This is a genomic window from Amycolatopsis sp. N2S4-7, assembly GCF_058119595.1.
Genome location: NZ_CP172299.1, coordinates 1268181 through 1281827 on the forward strand (window position 1 = coordinate 1268181; position 13647 = coordinate 1281827).

10 protein-coding genes and 1 riboswitch are annotated in these 13647 nt (G+C 72.5%); of the genes, 3 read left to right on the top strand and 7 right to left on the bottom strand.

Going from position 1 to position 13647, the window contains the following annotated elements; all coding sequences use genetic code 11:
* Positions 1-41: 41 nt before the first annotated feature.
* The gene (locus ACH54P_RS05875; protein ID WP_489911295.1) at positions 42-1988 is read left to right on the top strand and encodes a hypothetical protein; all 1947 of its coding nucleotides are present in this window, start codon (positions 42-44) and stop codon (positions 1986-1988) included.
* On the opposite strand, the gene ACH54P_RS05880 is transcribed toward ACH54P_RS05875, so the two are convergent.
* Both ACH54P_RS05880 and ACH54P_RS05885 read right to left on the bottom strand, forming a co-directional pair.
* Positions 1985-2764, bottom strand: a complete 780-nt coding sequence (locus ACH54P_RS05880; RefSeq protein WP_489911296.1) for an aldo/keto reductase — start codon at positions 2762-2764, stop codon at positions 1985-1987. The genes ACH54P_RS05875 and ACH54P_RS05880 overlap by 4 nt on opposite strands.
* A 49-nt stretch (positions 2765-2813) precedes the next feature.
* Entirely contained in the window at positions 2814-3614 is an 801-nt protein-coding gene (locus ACH54P_RS05885; RefSeq protein ID WP_489911297.1) for a helix-turn-helix domain-containing protein, read from the bottom strand.
* A 159-nt stretch (positions 3615-3773) separates the two neighbouring features.
* Here ACH54P_RS05885 and ACH54P_RS05890 point away from each other — a divergent pair, with 159 nt between their 5' ends.
* Complete coding sequence (locus ACH54P_RS05890; protein ID WP_489911298.1) at positions 3774-4133, top strand: nuclear transport factor 2 family protein; 360 nt, start codon at positions 3774-3776, stop codon at positions 4131-4133.
* 52 nt (positions 4134-4185) lie between these two features.
* Here the strand turns inward: ACH54P_RS05890 and ACH54P_RS05895 are convergent, their stop codons facing one another.
* On the bottom strand, positions 4186-5340 hold the full coding sequence (locus tag ACH54P_RS05895; RefSeq protein WP_489911299.1) for an NAD-dependent epimerase/dehydratase family protein: 1155 nt from the start codon (positions 5338-5340) through the stop codon (positions 4186-4188).
* A 179-nt stretch (positions 5341-5519) separates the two neighbouring features.
* Between ACH54P_RS05895 and ACH54P_RS05900 the strand changes: the two genes are divergently transcribed.
* Positions 5520-6017, top strand: coding sequence for a GtrA family protein (locus tag ACH54P_RS05900; protein ID WP_489911300.1), 498 nt, complete (start codon positions 5520-5522; stop codon positions 6015-6017).
* Here the strand turns inward: ACH54P_RS05900 and ACH54P_RS05905 are convergent.
* The 4 genes from ACH54P_RS05905 to ACH54P_RS05920 form a co-directional block, all read right to left on the bottom strand.
* On the bottom strand, positions 5947-8121 hold the full coding sequence (locus ACH54P_RS05905; RefSeq protein WP_489911301.1) for a glycosyltransferase family 2 protein: 2175 nt from the start codon (positions 8119-8121) through the stop codon (positions 5947-5949). The two genes, ACH54P_RS05900 and ACH54P_RS05905, sit on opposite strands and share 71 nt — an antisense overlap.
* Complete coding sequence (locus ACH54P_RS05910) at positions 8118-9053, bottom strand: NAD-dependent epimerase/dehydratase family protein (RefSeq protein ID WP_489911302.1); 936 nt, start codon at positions 9051-9053, stop codon at positions 8118-8120. Before ACH54P_RS05910 ends, ACH54P_RS05905 begins: the two co-directional genes overlap by 4 nt.
* Positions 9054-9436: 383 nt before the next feature.
* Positions 9437-12313 (bottom strand): aminomethyl-transferring glycine dehydrogenase, encoded by a 2877-nt coding sequence (gcvP, locus tag ACH54P_RS05915; RefSeq protein WP_489911303.1) that lies wholly within the window; start codon positions 12311-12313, stop codon positions 9437-9439.
* Between the two features lie 417 nt (positions 12314-12730).
* Positions 12731-12829: riboswitch (glycine riboswitch) on the bottom strand.
* Between the two features lie 42 nt (positions 12830-12871).
* The gene (locus ACH54P_RS05920; protein ID WP_489911304.1) at positions 12872-13450 is read right to left on the bottom strand and encodes a MerR family transcriptional regulator; all 579 of its coding nucleotides are present in this window, start codon (positions 13448-13450) and stop codon (positions 12872-12874) included.
* Positions 13451-13647 lie beyond the last annotated feature (197 nt).

Sequence of the window (13647 nt, forward strand, 5' to 3'; positions counted from 1 at the left end):
CAGCGCGTGCTTGGCATGCGCAGAGCCGCGAAAGGATGACGATGGGGCGACACACCCGGGACGAGGAGCCGGTGCCGCACCCTCTGGACCGCACGCCGCGCGTCCCCGCCGAGGGCAGGCCGGCCGCTCCGGGTCGTCCGGGTTCGCCTCGGACCACCGGGTCGTACCCGGTCGCGGGGCGTGGTGCCGCCTCGGGCTCGTACCCGGCCGCCGGCTCGTATCCCGCCGCGGGACGCGGTGAAGCCTCCGGCTCCTACCCTGCCGCGGGACGCGGCGAGACCTCCGGCTCCTACCCCGCCGCCGGACGCGGCGAGACCTCCGGCTCCTACCCGGCTGCGGGACGCGGCGAAGCCTCCGGCTCCTACCCTGCCGCGGGACGCGGCGAGACCTCCGGCTCCTACCCCGCCGCCCGGCGCGGCGAGACCTCCGGCTCCTACCCCGCCGCCGGACGCGGCTCGACCTCCGGCTCCTACCCCGCCGCCGGACGCGGCGATGCCTCGGGCACTTCCCGGAAGCCGAAGCGCAGCTCCATCTCCGATGCTTTCGGGATCGCCGGGCGTGGTGCGGCCTCGCGGGTCCGCGGCCGCGGCGAGGCCTCAGGTTCGTACCCGGTCGCCGGGCGGGGTGAGGCCAGTGGCGCCTACCCGGTCGGCGAGGAGCCCTTCTCCCCTGCCGCTCGCCCGGGCGAGACCTCCGGTTCCTCCCTCGCGGCCCGCCGCGGTGAAGCTTCCGGCTCCTACCCCGTCGCGAGCCGCAGTGAGGCCCCCGCGGCCCGCCCCGCCGCCCGCCGGGGTGAATCTTCCGGCTCCTACCCCGTCGCGAGTCGCGGTGAGGCTTCCGGCGCCCAGCCTGCCGCCCGCCGGGGCGAATCCTCCGGCTCCTACCCCGTCGCGAGTCGCGGTGAGGCTTCCGGCGCCCAGCCTGCCGCCCGTCGGGGCGAATCCTCCGGCTCCTACCCGGTCGCAGCCCGCACCGAGGCCCCCGCGGCCCGGTCCGCCGGACGCAGCGAGGCCGCCACCGCGTCCGGCGCCTCCACCGGCGACAGCGCGAAGTCCGGCTTCTACACCGCGCTCCGCCGAACCGAACCCGCCGTCGAGCGGACCGAGGTCATCACCCGGCACGACGAGACCTCCGGCGACTACCCCATCACCGCCCGCAGCGACCAGGCAGCAGGTCAGGGCGACAGCGAAACCACCGCCTCCCGCCGTGGCCGCCGCCGCGGTGAAACCGGTGGCGAAACCACGCGCCGAGGCCGCACCGGCGAGAACGAAACCGGCCGTCGCCGGATGCCCGGCCGGGGCGACAGCACCGGTCCGAACCGCGCCGCCACCGGCACCGGGGAAACCACCGGCTCCCACCGCACCCTGGGCAAGGGCGATGCCACCGGCTCCCACCGGATCGTCGGCAAGAAGGCCCCGCGGCGCCGGATCGCCGGGTGGCCGATCGCCTGCCTCGTGCTCGCCGCCCTCATCGGGCTCGGGGTGATCGGCTGGAACTGGGCCGACAGCGAGCTCAACAGCCGCGCCGAGGCGCAGGCCGCCAGCTGCTCCGGGGGCACCTCGCACATGCGGATCGTCGTCACCCCGAGCGTGCAGAAACCCCTCGCCGCGGCGGCCGACCGGTGGAACCAGGCCGCCACCGTCGTCCACGGCCAGTGCGTGCACGTCATGATCGAGGCCAAGCCCTCGGCGCAGGTCCTCGACGCGCTCGTCGGCCGGGCCAACCTGGACTCGATCGGCGGGCTCCCGGCGGCCTGGCTGCCCGAATCGTCGTACTGGGTGAGTGAGCTCACCACGAAGAAGCCCGAGATGATCGGCTCGCCCGCCCAGTCGGTGGCGAACGCCCGCTCGGCGGACTACCCGTTCATCGGGCTCGCCGGCCAGGGCATCGACGACACCGTGCTGCGCGCCTCCCAGACCTTCCGCGAGTACCTCGAGCAGCCCGCCCAGCAGGCCGACTTCGCCGCCGCGGGCATCAAGTCGGCCTAGACGCGCGTCCCGTTGTCGAGCTCCTCGACGACGGCGAGGTCGTCGTCGGCCAGCTCGAAGTCGAAGATCCCGAAGTTCTCGCGGATCCGCGTGGTCGTGGCCGACGCCGCCACCGCGACCGTGCCGGCCTGCAGGTGCCACCGGAGCACGATCTGGGCCGGGGTCTTGCCGTACTTCGCGGCGAGCGCGGTGACCGTCTCGTCGGCCAGCAGCCCGGCGTTCGCGGCCGGGCTCGACGCCGCCGTCACGATGCCGTGCCCGGTGTGGAACTCGCGCAGCGGCACCTGCTGCAGCCACGGGTGCAGCTCGACCAGGTTGACCGCGGGGACCGAGCCGGTCGCGTCGATCAGCCGGCGCAGCTCGGAGACGCCGAACCCGGCGACGCCGACGGCGCGGGCGCGGCCGTCGGCGCGCAGCCGGCTCAGGGCGCGCCAGGTGTCGGTGAACGCGCCCTTCGTGCCGTCCAGCAGGCACAGGTCGGCCCGCTCGACCTGGAGCGCGGCCAGTGCCTGGTCGGCGGCGCGGCGGGCCGTGTCGTAGCCCTGCGCGGGCACGTGCACGCTGACGAACAGTTCCTCGCGGGGCACGTCGGCCGCGGCGAGCGCCGCGCCCACCGCCGTCTCGGTGCCGGGCGAGGTGTCGAAGCCGCGGTAGCCGGTGTCGAGGGCGATGCGGAGGGCCCGGCCGGTTTCGGCCGCGGTCAGGCCCGCGACACCGAACAGCAGCTGGGGGACGCGGACTCCGTCGGACAGGGCGAGCGAAGGCGGGACGGCCATCTACCGGTGATCCTCACTTCGGATGCTGCGCGGAACCCCATCATCCCACTCACGCGGCCCGCTCGCGCAGATACGCGGCCGTTGCCGGGTCGGCCGGGAAGAACGACTCGATCGCCAGTTCCGCCACCGTCACGTCCAGCGGGGTGCCGAAGGTGGCCACCGTGCTGAAGAACGTCAGGTCGGTGCCCTCGTGGTGGAACCGCAGCGGCACGAAGATCTCACCCGGTCCAGGGATCTCCACCTCGGGCACCGGCTGGTCGCACGGGTACGCGCGCAGCTCGGCGAGGAGGTCGGCGAGCCCGGCGTCGGCGCTCTGGGTCACCTGGCGCCGCAGCCGGCCGAGCAGGTGGGCACGCCACTCCCCCAGGTTCCGGATGTGCGGCGCCATGCCGTCCGGGTGCAGGGTCGCGCGCAGCACGTTGGTGGTCAGCTCGGGCGCGATCCCGGCGACGAAGAGGCCGGTGGCGGCGTTGGCGTCGACGAGGTTCCAGTTCCGGTCGACGACGGCGGCCGGGTAGGGCTCGTGGCTCGCGAGCAGCTGCCGGACGGCCTGGCGGACGGCGGTCATCTCCGGGTCCCCCAAGGCGTTCTCGGTGTAGGCGGGCGCGTAGCCGGCGGCGAGCAGCAGCCGGTTGCGTTCCCGCAGCGGCACGTCGAGGTGCTCGCCGAGGCGCAGCACCATGTCCCGGCTCGGCCGGGACCGGCCGGTTTCCACGAAGCTCAGGTGGCGGGTGGAGATGTCCGCCGAGATCGCCAGGTCGAGCTGGCTGATCCGGCGCCGGTCCCGCCATTCCCGCAGCAGCTCACCGACGGGCCGCTGCCGCGCGGCCGCCTGCACCGTAGTCGTCACCCGGGCGACGCTACGGCGATCACGAACGCCCTGCCATTACTTCGGAGGTAATGCCGGGGCATTACCTCCCGCGTAATCGACGGGCCGCCGCCGCGCCGCCAGAGTGGTGCTCAGCCCAGGACGACGGAACCCGTTGTCCCCCAACCGAAGGAGCACCCCATGACCGACGTCCGCACCGTCGTCGAGCAGTACATCGCCGTGTGGAACGAGACCGACGCCGGCAAGCGGCGGGCGCTGATCGCCGACGTCTTCACCGAGAACGCCGGCTACACCGACCCGCTCGGCGCCGTCACCGGCCACGACGGGATCGACCAGTTCGTCGCCGGGGCGCAGCAGCAGTTCGCCGGGCTCACCTTCAGCCTGCCCGCGGACCCCGACGCGCACCACGACCTCGCTCGGTTCCAGTGGTACCTCGGGACGCCGGGTGCCGAGCCGGTCGCCATCGGGTTCGACGTCGTCGAGTTCGAAGACGGCCGGATCGCGCGGGTGCACGGCTTCCTCGACAAGCTGCCCGGCTGACCGGAAAGCGTGCGGGCCCCCGGGCAGGGGAGCCCGCACGCCACCCGCGCCGCTAGCCCTTGAGCGCGCCCCGCCAGCGCACGGTCGGGCGCAGCTTCTCCGGGTTCACCCGGTGCTTGTTGGCGCCGACGATGTCGAACATCGACTCGATCAGGGTGTCCGAAAGCAGGTGCGGCTCCAGCCCCAGCTCGACCAGCCCGGTGTGCTTCACGTTGTAGTAGTGCTCCGGCGCTTCCGTGCGCGGGTTCTCCAGCTGCTCGATCTGCACCGGGCCGGGGAACCGGTCGGCGACGAGGTCGGCGATGCCGGCCACCGAGAGGCTCTCGGTCATCTGGTTGAAGACGCGGAACTCGCCCGGCTCGGCCGGGTGCTCGACGGCGAGGCGGATGCACTCCACGGTGTCGCGGATGTCGATCAGGCCGCGGGTCTGCGCGCCCTTGCCGTAGACGGTCAGCGGCTGGCCCAGCACGGCCTGGATGACGAACCGGTTCAGCACCGTGCCGAACACCGCGTCGTAGTCGAACCGGGTGGCCAGCCGGGGGTCCAGCGCCGTCTGCGGCGTCTGCTGGCCGTACACCACGCCCTGGTTGAGGTCCGTCGCCCGCAGCCCCCACGCGCGGCAGGTGAATTCGATGTTGTGCGAATCGTGGACCTTGGTCAGGTGGTAGAAGGAACCGGGCCGCTTCGGGAACAGCACGCGGTCGGAGCGCCCGTTGTGCTCGAGCTCCAGCCAGCCTTCTTCGATGTCGATGTTGGGCGTGCCGTATTCGCCCATCGTGCCCAGTTTGACCAGGTGGATCGCCGGGTCGATCTCGGCGATCGCGTACAGCAGGTTCAGCGTCCCGACCACATTGTTGTGCTGGGTGTACACCGCGTGCTCGCGGTCGATCATGGAGTACGGCGCCGACCGCTGTTCGGCGTAGTGGACGACGGCGTCGGGCCGGAAGTCCCGGACCGCGTCGAACAGGAACTCCGCGTCCAGCAGATCACCCTCGTAGCTGGTGATCTCCTGCCCGGACACCTCCTGCCAGGCGGCGATCCGGTCGGCGAGGGATTCGATCGGAACCAGGCTTTCGACGCCCAGTTCGACGTCGTACCCGCGGCGCGCGAAATTGTCGAGAACGGCCACCTCGTGGCCTTTGTCCGATAAGTGCAGCGCGGTCGGCCAGCCCAGATATCCGTCACCGCCGAGAACCAGCACCCGCATTGTGCCGCCTTTCCTGCTCGTTTACGCCACAAGCATGCCGGCCCCGTGCCGGAGCAGAAGCTTGCGAGAACCCGACGTTATCGATCACGTGCTGATGAAGACCTGGCAATAGGCTGTGAATCTCCTATGCATGAGGGGGCCGGACGGCGGCGCGGCGGGCCCGCGGGGAGGATGGGGGCATGACGACCGTAACCAACGGCGTGCGGCCCCGCACGGCGGACGAGACCCGCCGCCGCGGCTGGGCCCGGCTGGCCCGCGCCGCGACGACGTCGGTCGCCGCCACGGTTCTCAGCCAGGTCGTCCTGCTCGCCGTCCTCGCGACCGGGGGCGCCGCGGCTTTGGCGAGCACGCTGGCCTGGGCGGCCGGCGCGGTGCTGAACTTCCTGGTCACGCGGCGCTGGGTGTGGGGCCGCACCGGGCGGCCGCGCGTGCGGCGCGAACTGCTCCCCTACCTCGCGGTGATCGGGCTCGGCGGGCTCGCGTCGATCGGCCTGACGACGCTGGCGGGCTCCCTGCTGGCACCCCTGGAGCTGCCGCACTTCTGGTGGGTCGTGTTCGTCGACGGCGCGTACGTCGCGAGCTACGCGCTCGTCTTCGTCGTCAAGTTCACCCTGCTCGACCGGCTCGTGTTCGGCCGCGGCGCAGCACGTACCCCCGCCACCACGTCCCGGTCATGACCCGGGCGTAGTTGGCGCCGTAGACGAGGCTGCCGCCCTTCTTGCTCTTGCCCGCCTTGCGCAGCCGCATGCTCATCGGCAGCTCCCGCACCCGCGCGCCGCGCGCCGTCACGCCGAGCAGCAGCTCCGACGACTGGTACTGCGGCTCGTTGAGCGGCACGGAGCACGCCAGCTCGGCACGCATGGCGCGGAAGCCGAACGACGTGTCGGTGATCCGCCGCCCGGTCAGCACCGACGCCAGCGCGGCGAACACCCGGACCCCGAGCCACCGGACGCGGCTGTCGGCCTCCTCGTGCCCCAGCCGGCGCGAGCCGGTGACGAAGTCGGCGGTGCCGTCGACGACCGGGCCGACGAGGGCTTCCAGCTCGCTGTTGTCGTACTGGCCGTCGGCGTCGGTCGTGACGACGTACTCGGCGCCGGCTTCCGCCGCGAGGTGGTAGCCGAGCCGCAGCGCGGCGCCCTGCCCGCGGTTGCGCGGGGCGACGCAGACGTAGGCGCCGTGTTCTCCGGCGATCGCGGCGGTGTCGTCGGTCCCGCCGTCGACCACGACGAGCACGTCCACCGGCAGGCCGAGGCACTCGTCCGGCATCTTCTCCAGCACCTCGCCGATCCCGCCGGCTTCGTTGTAGGCGGCGATGACGACGGTCAGCGGCGCCAGCTTCAGGGCGGGGTGCCGGCCGCGGAAGTCGTCGAGCGCGCCTTGGTCGACGTCGTCGGGGAAGGCGGCGAGCCGTTTCCGGCTCGCCGATGTCAGCGTCGTGAAGCCAAGCGCGCCGGCGACCGGCAGCAGTACCAGCGCCGGGATCTGGTAGCGCCAGGAGAACTGGAAGACGGCCGAGGCGAAGAGCAGTACCAGGCCGCTGGACGCCGCCAGCAGCGCCCCCGCGCGCGCCCGGTCCAGGGGTTTCTTGCGGCGGAACACCGTCAGCAGGCCCAGCAGCGCGCCGAGGCCGAGCACCCCGCCGGAGACGTAGCCGCCGCCGAGCTGGTAGTCGCGCAGGATCTTCGCCGGCGGCTGGGCGACGTGCGCGACGACGCCGTCGTTCTGCAGCGTGACCAGGTCGATCAGCGACTGGTCGGCCCACTGCGGGTAGGTGAGCTGGAACTGCCAGCGGTCCAGGGGGACGTCGGTCGGGTCCTGCTCGCGGGTCCAGGCGAAGCTCTTGGCGAAGTCGTTCAGGACCGCTTCGGCGACGTCGCCGGGCTGGGCCTTGAGCACCTCGATCGCGAACTCGTGGGCCAATGCCTTCTTGTCCGCGCCCGGCGGGAGCGGCCCGGGCCAGTTCGGGTCGAGGTCGGCGTGCGTGTAGTTGTCGACCAGCCGCGTCTCGCGGGGTTCGGCCGGGCAGAACACCTGCAGCGCCGGGTCGAGGTGGAGGTTCGCGCAGTCGGCGACGGCGGCGGTGCGGCCGTAGAGCATGTTCCCCGACGGCCCGGTGAGGCCCCACTTCCCGGTCTCCGAGTGCACCCGCGCGGAGTAGGGCACGAGCACGACGAGAAGGCCCAGGAGGCCGATCCCGGCGCGGCGCCAGCCCGCCCGCTGCCGCCACGCTCCCCCGGCGGCGACCAGGAAGACCAGCAGCGGCAGGGCCAGCGAGATCCCGATCAGCCGCGTCAGCACGCCGAAGCCGAGCAGCAACCCCGCGGCGCCGGCGCGTTTCCAGCCCGGGGCGCCGCGGCCGAGCAGCAGCCACAGCAGCCCGAGGAGCACGGCCTCGAAGGTCACTTCGGACATGATGTTCTGCTCGATCTGCAGCTGGTAGGCGTCGAGCAGCACCGGCGCGGCGGCGAGCGCGGCGGCCCACGGGCGGCCGCCGAGGCGCAGGACCAGGCCGTAGACGCCGATCGCGATGAGGATCCCGCCGACGTGCTGCACGGCCGCGACCCAGGCGAGCCCGCCGACGGCGAGCAGCGGGCGCAGCACCAGGTCGTAGCCGATCGGGTCGAGCTGGTCGGCGCGCAGGGCGTGCAGGTTGTCGAGGTAGCGGAAGGAATCGATGAACAACAGGGCGGGCCGGTAGGCCAGCCAGGTCAGGACCCGCAGGACGATCGCCGGGACGAGGAGCAGGAGCAGCAGCCAGTGGCGCGTGAAAAAGGTCTTCACGGCGTTGCGAGGCCGGAGAAGTACTTCCACGCCGTGGCCAGCCCGTCGGTCAGCGAAACCGAAGGCCGGTAACCGATCGTCTCCGCGCTGGCCGAGACGTCGACGACGACGGCGGGCATCTCCCCGGCCGGGGCCTCGACGTGCTCGACCGGCAGCTCGGCGCCGGTCACCTCGCGCACGGCCTCGACCATCTCCAGCACCGACACCGAGCGCCCGGCGCCGACGATCGCGCGGCCGGAGTGGCCGCTGCCGAAGGCCAGCAGGATCGCGCGGACGACGTCGTCGACGTGCACGAGGTCGCGGCGCTGGCGGCCGTCGCCGTACACCCGGATCCCGGTGCCGGCCAGGGCGGCCCGCATCATCCGGGGCACGAAACTGTCCTTGTGGGACATTCCCGGGCCGTAGACGTTGGTGAACCGCAAGGCACACGTCGTCATGCCGTACGCGCCGGCGTAGCCCGACAGCAGCATTTCGCACGCCGCCTTGGTCGCGCCGTACGGCGTCAGCGGGCGCAGCGGCAGGTCCGGCGTGATGGTCGCGGTCCCCACGTTGCCGATCACCGCGTTGGTCGAGGCGAGCAGGAACTTCGGCACCTCGTGGCGGCGGGCGAGCTCGAGCAGTTCCTGGGTGACGAGGACGTTGTCGGCGAAGGTGTCCTCGGGCAGCTCGACCGACTTCAGCACCGACGTCAGCGCGGCGAGGTGCACGATCCCGGCCGTCTCCGGGGTCACGGCCTCTTCGCGGACGGCCGCGTCACGGAGGTCGCCGGTCACCACGCGGACGCCGTCGAGCTCCTCCGGGAACGGGACCCGGTCGACGACGGTGACCGGGACGCCCCGGTCGCGGAAGGCGCGCACGGCGGCCCGGCCGATGAAGCCGCTACCGCCGGTCACGACCACGGACGTCCGATCAGGACCGTGCGCACTCGCCATGGCGTCAACCTACCTCCCGTTCCTGTGCGGGTGCCGTGCGCCCGCGTACGCAGAAGTGCGTATGGCCGCCGTCCCCGCCGGGTTGGTCTCCTTGACCGGTCACACCGCCCAGGGGGAGGAACAGGCGGCCACGACCGACGTCGGCGTGGTCCCGGCGAGCAGATCCTGCCCCGCCGGCACCGAAGCCGTCGTGATCCGGATGGACGACGAGGACTCGGGCAACGCGAACTCGCGCGGCGGGCATCGCCCAGTCGATGGTGAGTGCCGGGTCGAACACCACGCTGAACGCCCGGATCGCCCGGTTCGTATCCCACGGCGCGGTGCCTGCACCGCGCCCTCGAACTCGTGCGCGAACTCAAGGCAGCCGAGCCCCGGCTGGCTGACTAGGCGAACGCCTCCGGGGGCGGGCAGGAGCAGACCAGGTTCCGGTCGCCCGCCGCGCCGTCGATGCGGCGGACCGGGGGCCAGATCTTCGGTGCCGTGGTTCCGGCCGGGAACACCGCCGTTTCGCGGCTGTAGGGGCGGTTCCACTCGCCCGCGACGCAGCGCGCCGTGTGCGGGGCCTGCCGCAGCGGGGAGTCCTCGAGGGGCCACTCCCCCGCCGCGACGCGGTCGATTTCGCCGCGGATCGCGATCATCGCGGCGCAGAAGCGGTCGAGCTCGGCGAGGTCTTCGCTCTCCGTCGGCTCCACCATGAGGGTGCCCGCGACCGGGAACGACATCGTCGGCGCGTGCAGCCCGTAGTCCGCCAGCCGTTTCGCGACGTCGTCGACCGTGACTCCGGTGGCCTTCGTCAGCGGCCGCAGATCGAGCACGCATTCGTGCGCGACGAGTCCTTCGTGGCCGGCGTACAGCACCGGGTAGTGCTCGCCGAGGCGGCGGGCGACGTAGTTGGCGTTGGCCACGGCGACGAGGGTCGCCCGGCGCAGGCCTTCGGCGCCCATCATCCGGACGTAGGCCCACGAGATCGGCAGGATCGACGCGCTGCCCCAGGGCGCCGCGCTGATCGGGCCGACCCCGGTGGCCGGGCCGGCGGCCGGCTGCAGCGGGTGGTTCGGCAGGAACGGCGCCAGGTGCGCGCGCACCCCGATCGGGCCGACGCCCGGGCCGCCACCACCGTGCGGGATGCAGAACGTCTTGTGCAGGTTGAGGTGCGAGACGTCGGCGCCGAACCGGCCGTACTGCGCCACGCCGATGAGCGCGTTGAGGTTGGCGCCGTCGACGTACACCTGGCCACCCGCGTCGTGCACGGCCGCGCACACCTCGCCGACCGTGTCCTCGTAGACCCCGTGCGTCGACGGGTAGGTGAGCATGATCGCGGCCAGATCGGCGCGCTGGCCGTCCACAATGGACTTCAGGTGCGCGAGGTCGATGTTGCCCCGCTCGTCGCAGCGGACGACGACCACCCGCATGCCCGCCATGACGGCGCTCGCCGCGTTCGTGCCGTGCGCGCTGGCCGGGATGAGGCAGACGTCGCGCTCGCCCTCGCCGCGCGACCGGTGGTAGGCGCGGATGGCCAGCAGGCCCGCGAACTCGCCCTGGCTGCCGGCGTTGGGCTGCAGGGAAACCGTGTCGTAGCCGGTGATCCGCGCGAGCCAGGCACTCAGGTCCGCGACGACCTCGAGGAGCCCGGCGGCGTCCCCGGCCGGCGCGAACGGGTGCAGCCCGGCGAACTCCGGCCAGGTGACCGGCTCCATCTCGGCGGTCGCGTTGAGCTTCATGGTGCACGAGCCGAGCGGGATCATGCTGCGGTCGAGCGCGACGTCCTTGTCCGACAGCGCACGCAGGTAACGCAGCATCGCGGTCTCCGACCGGTGCGCGTGGAACACCGGGTGGGCGAGGAACCCGCTCGTCCGGCGCAGCGGGGCCGGGAGCGCGTCCGCGGTGTCCGCGTCGAGGCCGTCCACATCGGACACCGAGACGCCGAAGGCCTTCCACACCAGGGATAGCCGCTCGCGGGTGGTGGTTTCGTCGCAGGCGACGCCGACGTGGCCGCCGTCGACGAGCCGCAGGTTCACGCCGAGGTCGCGAGCCGCCGCGACAACCGCGTCCGCCCGCCCGGGCGTCGCCACGGTGATGGTGTCGAAGAACTCGCCGTGCACGACGTCGACGCCGCCTTCGGCGAGGCCGGCCGCGAGCACGGTGGCCATGCGGTGGGCGCGCAGCGCGATGCCGCGCAGCCCTTCGGGCCCGTGGTACACCGCGTACATCGACGACATCACGGCCGGCAGGACCTGCGCGGTGCAGATGTTCGACGTGGCCTTCTCGCGGCGGATGTGCTGTTCGCGCGTCTGGAGGGCGAGGCGGTACGCGGGCGCGCCGTCGGCGTCCTTCGAGACGCCGACCAGCCGTCCCGGCAGCTGCCGTTCGAGGCCCTTCCGCACGGCGAGGTAGGCCGCGTGGGGACCGCCGAAGCCGAGCGGGACGCCGAAGCGCTGGGTCGATCCGACGGCGACGTCGGCGCCGAGCTCGCCCGGCGGCCGCAGCAGGGTGAGGGCCAGGGGGTCGGCGGCGACGATCACCGCCGCGCCGTGCTTCTTGGCCTCGGAGATGGTCAGGTCGAGTTCGCGGACGGCGCCGGACGCGCCCGGGTAGGGCAGCAGGACGCCGAAGAAGTCGCCGCCGAGCCCGAGTCCGGTGAGGCCCTGGGAGAGGTCTTCGACGACGAGTTCGATGCCGAGGGGCTCGGCGCGGGTCCGGAGGACGGCGAGGGTCTGCGGCAGGGTGTCCTGGTCGGCGACGAACCGGTTCGACGCGGTCTTCCCGGCGCGGCGCACCAGGGTCATCGCCTCGGCGGCCGCGGTGGCCTCGTCGAGGAGCGAGGCGTTGGCGACGGGCAGCCCGGTGAGGTCGGCGATCATGGTCTGGAAGTTGAGCAGCGCTTCGAGCCGGCCTTGGGAGATCTCGGGCTGGTAGGGCGTGTAGGCGGTGTACCAGGCGGGGTTCTCGAGCACGTTGCGCCGGATGACGGGCGGGGTGACGGTGTCGTGGTAGCCGAGACCGATCATCTGCGCCATCGGCCGGTTGCGGGCGGCGAGTTCCCGCAGTTCGGCGAGCGCCTGGGCCTCGGTGGCGGCGGGAGGGAGTTCGAGGGGCTGCGCGGACCGGCGGAGCGACTCGGGGACGGCACGTTCGGAGAGCTCGTCGAGAGATGCGACGCCGATGACGTCGAGGATCCGGCGGAGTTCGTCCGGTCCGGGCCCGATGTGCCGGTCGGCGAAGGGAAGTCCCTGCTCGAGCGAGGCAAGCGTTGGGTGCACGACGGCCTCCTCCGAACGGCGGTGTCTCCTGACCCGACTCTAGAACGGAAGGTCACCACGGCGCCGATCCGGGGCCCGAGCATCCCGGGCTCAAAGCGAATGTGGCCGGCGCGGGTGCCGCGGCCGAGCCACCGGGCTCAGAGCGACGGGGGGCGTCAGAGCGACGGCGACCACGACGGGGGTCCGGGGGCGGAGCCCGCCGGGCGGGGTGTGGGGGTTGCACCCCCACAAGACACTCCGGAGGGTTCGGGCGAGCGCCTTCCGCGAGCACAGCTCACCCAAACCCGGAGGAACACCCTCCCCACTCTGTCCGTACCCCGAGGGGCGCCTGAGAGTTTCGCCCGCGTGGTTGAGCCGGGCTTGCACCGTCGGCGGGGTCGTCAGGTGGTGTTCTGACGACCCGCTTTCCAGAGGCGTCTCGTCCGCGCGGTCCAGGGTGCCTGAGAGGTTCCGGGGAGGACTTGCTCCTTCGGCGCCGAGCTCAATATGAGGCTCGGTCTCTCCCGCGCGGTTTCGTCGACCGCAGGGGGAACCTTACTCCGTCCGCCGGAGCGGTGATCACCCGGTCCGGCGGGCGTTGCGGCGCTGGGTGAGCTCGTCCGGTTCGTGCGCTTCGACGATGCCGCCGTCGGCGCGTTCGGCCGGGAATTCGTGGATGGTGCCGCTGATTTCCTGCATGGCGCCGCTGACCGCGATGCCGAAGACGCCTTGGCCGCCTTGGAGGAGGTCGACGATCTCTTCCGGCGAGGTACATTCGTAGACGGTGGTGCCGTCGGAGAACAGGGTCACCTTGGCGAGGTCGCGGACGCCGCGCAGGCGCAGGTGGTCGACGGCGACGCGGATGTTCTGGAGGGAGACCCCGGTGTCGAGCAGCCGTTTGACGACTTTGAGCACCAGGATGTCCTTGAACGAGTACAGCCGCTGCGAGCCGGAGCCGTGTGCGGTGCGGATGCTGGGTGCGACCAGCTTCGTCCGGGCCCAGTAGTCGAGCTGGCGGTAGGTGATCCCGGCGATCTGGCACGCGGCCGGGCCGCGGTAGCCCACCAGCTCGTCGGGCAGCGAGTTGTCGGGGAACAGCTCACCCTGCTCGCCACTCGCGACCTCAACAGGCTGCTTCTCGGAACCAGCCTCGACCACGCAAGCCTCCCCTCGCCCGACCGGACGGCCGGCGAATGACAGCCGGGTGGTCCCAGGAGCGGGACCCACCGGAGATCAACCGCCACGGTCCGGCCCCAGACCGTGAATCACACCGTGGCGATTTACCTCCTTCGACGGTAAGCGCCCGGACAGGACCGGTCAACGCGACGCGCGGCAAGCCTCAACGGTCGGATGAG

Coding starts and splice junctions, on each gene's coding strand:
- ACH54P_RS05875 (WP_489911295.1), top strand. CDS start 42: ATGGGGCGACACACCCGGGACGAGGAGCCGGTGCCGCACCCTCTGGAC.
- ACH54P_RS05900 (WP_489911300.1), top strand. CDS start 5,520: ATGACGACCGTAACCAACGGCGTGCGGCCCCGCACGGCGGACGAGACC.
- ACH54P_RS05910 (WP_489911302.1), bottom strand. CDS start 9,053: ATGGCGAGTGCGCACGGTCCTGATCGGACGTCCGTGGTCGTGACCGGC.
- ACH54P_RS05895 (WP_489911299.1), bottom strand. CDS start 5,340: ATGCGGGTGCTGGTTCTCGGCGGTGACGGATATCTGGGCTGGCCGACC.
- ACH54P_RS05890 (WP_489911298.1), top strand. CDS start 3,774: ATGACCGACGTCCGCACCGTCGTCGAGCAGTACATCGCCGTGTGGAAC.
- ACH54P_RS05880 (WP_489911296.1), bottom strand. CDS start 2,764: ATGGCCGTCCCGCCTTCGCTCGCCCTGTCCGACGGAGTCCGCGTCCCC.